This window comes from Streptococcus mitis (genome assembly GCF_019929545.1).
Taxonomy (GTDB): domain Bacteria; phylum Bacillota; class Bacilli; order Lactobacillales; family Streptococcaceae; genus Streptococcus; species Streptococcus mitis_BU.
Genome location: NZ_JAHZPT010000056.1, coordinates 1 through 1,515, shown reverse-complemented (window position 1 = coordinate 1,515; position 1,515 = coordinate 1). Strand labels below are relative to the sequence as shown.

The 1,515-nt window shown below is 39.3% G+C and carries 1 protein-coding gene; it reads right to left on the bottom strand.

Translation table 11 applies throughout. The features are described 5' to 3' along the window. Positions 1-67 precede the first annotated feature (67 nt). On the bottom strand, positions 68-1,378 hold the full coding sequence (locus K1I71_RS09460; protein WP_223330849.1) for an IS4 family transposase: 1,311 nt from the start codon (positions 1,376-1,378) through the stop codon (positions 68-70). Between the last annotated feature and the right edge of the window lie 137 nt (positions 1,379-1,515).

Sequence of the window (1,515 nt, the reverse complement as noted above, 5' to 3'; positions counted from 1 at the left end):
CTCAAACTTGTAACCCCTAAATCCCACATCATCCCTTATCACCAAAAGGTTTAACGCACAAATAATATCATTCCAAGCATAAAAGTCGCTTCGTCAAGATTTTAGGAGCCTGGATTAAAAATAGGTTCACTAAAGCTTCAATGACAGCTTCTGAAAGGATACCTAGGTCTTCTAATTTATCCATCAATAACTGAAAAATCAGCCGAAGTGCTTCTTTGAAGCTCAAGTCCTCTATCTCCTTGCACATGATGAAAAAGAGATCCCCAAAACTTCTCCCATCAACTTCGAAACGATGCTGGTAGGCAAGCATACTATAGGCCAGACAAACACCAGTAGTATAGCCAACTAATTCATCATAAGAAAGGCTTTGACAACGTGTCAGGCGTAGATACTGCTTGCATATTTTGAAATAAACCTCAATTTCCCACCGTTTTCCATAGGTTTGGATAATCTCTTCCTCACTCAGGGAGGTATCGGTACTGGCAAGTACCAGAAAATCATTCTTTTTATTTCGATTGCGCACAAAAACTAGTTTGAGAGGAATTTCTGTCTTATCGTAACAAGCTGTTACTTCCAAGCTAAGCAGGTACTTAGAACGACCCCGACGTTTTGAGTGCATTGCGTAAAGTTGTTTAACAGAAAGTCGTTGCCCTTCGTAGTTGTAGTAGACTTTGGAAGATTTCTTAACCATGGAAATCACATGAAGTTGTAGCTTTCGGATAGCGACAAAGAGTTTTGGGCTAGAAAACCACGAATCAAACAGGACATAGTCCGCTTGGATACCTTGATGTAATGCCTTTTTTAGCAGGTTTAAGGTGACATCTGTTGCAGGTTCCAAAGCCTCCATTTTGCGTTTTCCAGATAGCGTCCGTTTATCTATTTCCCCGACTGTGCTTTTCTTACCCCCAAGAAGACTAAAAGCAAGAGGTAAAAAGGTATTGCCATCACTCCAACCTAAGTTGAGAAAACGAAAACCATTGACATAGACCTTGTTAGCGTGGTCATACTGCTTGCTTAAGAGTTGAACCTTCTTTGAACGGGCACGAGGATAAATGGAGTCGTCCACGATGAAAACCGTTTTTCGCTCTTCACTCGTCAGCGGTCGAAGTTTTTCAATCAACTTTTTGGAAATGAAGAAAAGAATAGAGCGCCAATTAATTTTAGGATTTGAAAGACGATTATGGAAAGTTTTCTGAGAAAAAGGCTTGTTGTCCACCTCTTTCAACAATTGATAAGGGGAACGATTTGAAAAGATACTTGTCAATAAAAAGTGAAAAAGTACTAACAAAGCGCCACCTGTAAGAGTATTCAAAGAAATTTCTTTAAAAAATGTTGAGATAGAGTTACGAAGTTGATGATTTTGTGGTAAACTAGACATGGTATAACCTTTCTGAACCGTGTGTGGTATATTTTGCACTTTTAGTATACACGATTTAGTCAGGTTATGCTATTTTTTATGCTCTAATCCTAGGTGGGGAAAGGGATTGAGGGGCTTTTGAGGGTTACAAGTTTGAG